This window comes from Alicyclobacillus sp. SP_1, from assembly GCF_024706985.1.
Lineage (GTDB): Bacteria > Bacillota > Bacilli > Alicyclobacillales > Alicyclobacillaceae > Alicyclobacillus_I.
In genome coordinates this window covers 1-2,078 of the sequence record NZ_JAMCCX010000088.1, presented here as the reverse complement: position 1 = coordinate 2,078, position 2,078 = coordinate 1, and the positions used below count along the sequence as shown (strand labels likewise).

Sequence of the window (2,078 nt, the reverse complement as noted above, 5' to 3'; positions counted from 1 at the left end):
GGCTCATATTTATGGAGCTTATTGGGACTGATTTAGGCTTTGCAGGGGAAGTCGCCTGATTCATTCAGCACCCCCTACGTAGCAGACTCCGCAGTCGTCACCGAAGAGAATCTGAAGCTGCTGACAGATGAAGAGATCCATTTTGTCTCTCGGCTACCGTCAAACTTCAAGCTGTGTGCTGAGATCAAGCGCAGTGCATGGGAGAAGGAGACGTCGTGGCAGGAGATTGGACGCCTCGACCTACAGGGTGCCGTCGTTTCGCAGGCAACTGTACGGGCGGACATACCGTCTCATCGCCGTGCGCTCAAGCGGCCTTGACAAGCAGAAGGAGCGCAAACTGGAGGACGTGCTTGCACGTGAGAAGGCCAGCTTGGAGAAGGCGGTTGAGCAGGCTCGGAAGGTGACGTACAACTGTGCCGAGGACGCAGAGACTGCGACGCAGGCGTTGATTCATCAGCATCGCAAGGCGTTGCACTCGCTGCGAACCACCGTGGAAACAGAACAGGTGCAAGAGCAACGCGCCCGTCGTGGCCGACCGCGCAAGGATGAACCGGCGCCCGAAATGCGCACCGTGTATCGTCTCAACGCGGAGATCGTTTCTCCATCTCCCGAGACGATCGAGCTGTGGCAGGAGCGCGAGGGCACATTCGTGTTGATCACGGACATTCGGGGCGACCAGCGGGTTCCAGATGAGCAGGTACGGCGGCTGTACAAGGACCCAATCGACGTGGAGAATCGATTCCGGTACCTGAAGAGCCCTTACCACGTGGGGCCACTATTTCTGCAGAAGCCCAGCCGAGTGAAGGCATTCGGGTATGTGATGTTACTGTCGCTTCGGATGTACAGCGCGTTTGAGTACATGCTGAGAGAACAAATGTCCAAGGAGACGGAGCCACTGATACTGCCCGGGAAGCGCAAGAGTTTCCGACCCACGGGGTCCTCGGTACTAGAAATGTTTGATGACATGACGACCATCTGGCTAGGAAGCGGCGAGAGTCGGCAACGAAGGACAGCGAAGCCGCACGACGGGCAGGTTGAACGGATCCTCGGGTGGTTTGGCTTGGACCTGAACATCTCCTCGGAGGTGGCGTCCAGCGGGTGCTAAACCACTGCGTCAGCGCAAGATGAATTTCCATATGGGATCATATCTTGGAAAGATCGCGCTTACATTCTTCCGGATCACTTCTCTGATCGGCAGCAATCCACCACCCACAGCCACTGAGCGCTGTTTCCAATGTGCCGTACCGCTTCATGCGCGGAAAGTGTGTCAGAAAGCTGTTCCAGTGTGGCGCGAAGTGTTTGAACAAGCGTCCAATGAGAAAAAGAAGATGATGCTTGGTACAATCATCGGAGGCGTCCGGGTATATAGAGCCCGGATCGAGATTGACTTTAAACTGCACATCAGCCAGTTTCTTGGAACGATGGGGCATGGCGCGGTGAAGCGAGATTCCTCGCTGGGCGGGGTAAACGGCGGCAAGATGTTGACGGGAAATTTCGTGGCGCGGGATAAATAAGCTTGGAATCGGGGGTTCTCACCAGAGAGCCCCCCTTGAAAAATATGTGCTACACTTTATGACCACCCAGTCTCGTATCACGTATTGCTTTTGACCGCATTCTCGAACCGACCGTCGACTCAACGATTTTTTCGACTACTGCTTCCTTTTTGTCATTTTTACTGATATATATGTCAAGGCTCGACGCGAGTCTTGTCAGATCCATCTTGGTAATACCGAGGTCACTCAGGTATTGCCGGGCTTCGTCACGATTTTCGAGGTTCAACAAGTGATCAACGACTTCATCTGAAACTCTTACAGATGAGGTAGTAACCGTCGTGGAGGACTCCTCGGTTTTTGTCCTTCGCCTAGTTGACGTAAACGTCAATTTGCCTCTTCCATTGACAAGCTCTTCGACGTCTTCGTCAGTCATATCCGACAAAACTTGTGCAATCGCCTGAAACAGTGTAGCCAAGTCTTTTCTGATGCCACCCACGTTCAAATCCTCCCTCTCTCAGGAAAAGTACGTTTTTCTCTCATTTCCTCATTCAATCGCACCATTTCGCATTTGACCATTTCGCGTCC

The 2,078-nt window shown here is 53.4% G+C and carries 3 protein-coding genes; 2 read left to right on the top strand and 1 reads right to left on the bottom strand.

Annotation, left to right across the window (positions count from 1 at the left end):
• Positions 1–226: 226 nt before the first annotated feature.
• Both M4I36_RS15490 and M4I36_RS15485 read left to right on the top strand, forming a co-directional pair.
• Positions 227–1,105: an IS1634 family transposase gene (locus tag M4I36_RS15490; RefSeq protein WP_258112665.1), complete on the top strand. Its 879-nt coding sequence runs from the start codon at positions 227–229 to the stop codon at positions 1,103–1,105.
• A 223-nt stretch (positions 1,106–1,328) separates the two neighbouring features.
• On the top strand, positions 1,329–1,514 hold the full coding sequence (locus tag M4I36_RS15485) for a hypothetical protein (RefSeq protein ID WP_258112664.1): 186 nt from the start codon (positions 1,329–1,331) through the stop codon (positions 1,512–1,514).
• A gap of 49 nt (positions 1,515–1,563) precedes the next feature.
• On the opposite strand, the gene M4I36_RS15480 is transcribed toward M4I36_RS15485, so the two are convergent.
• Positions 1,564–1,989 (bottom strand): hypothetical protein, encoded by a 426-nt coding sequence (locus M4I36_RS15480; RefSeq protein WP_258112663.1) that lies wholly within the window; start codon positions 1,987–1,989, stop codon positions 1,564–1,566.
• Between the last annotated feature and the right edge of the window lie 89 nt (positions 1,990–2,078).

Excerpts from the sequence above, each read along its gene's own strand:
- M4I36_RS15485 (WP_258112664.1), top strand. The coding sequence starts at position 1,329 with ATGATGCTTGGTACAATCATCGGAGGCGTCCGGGTATATAGAGCCCGG.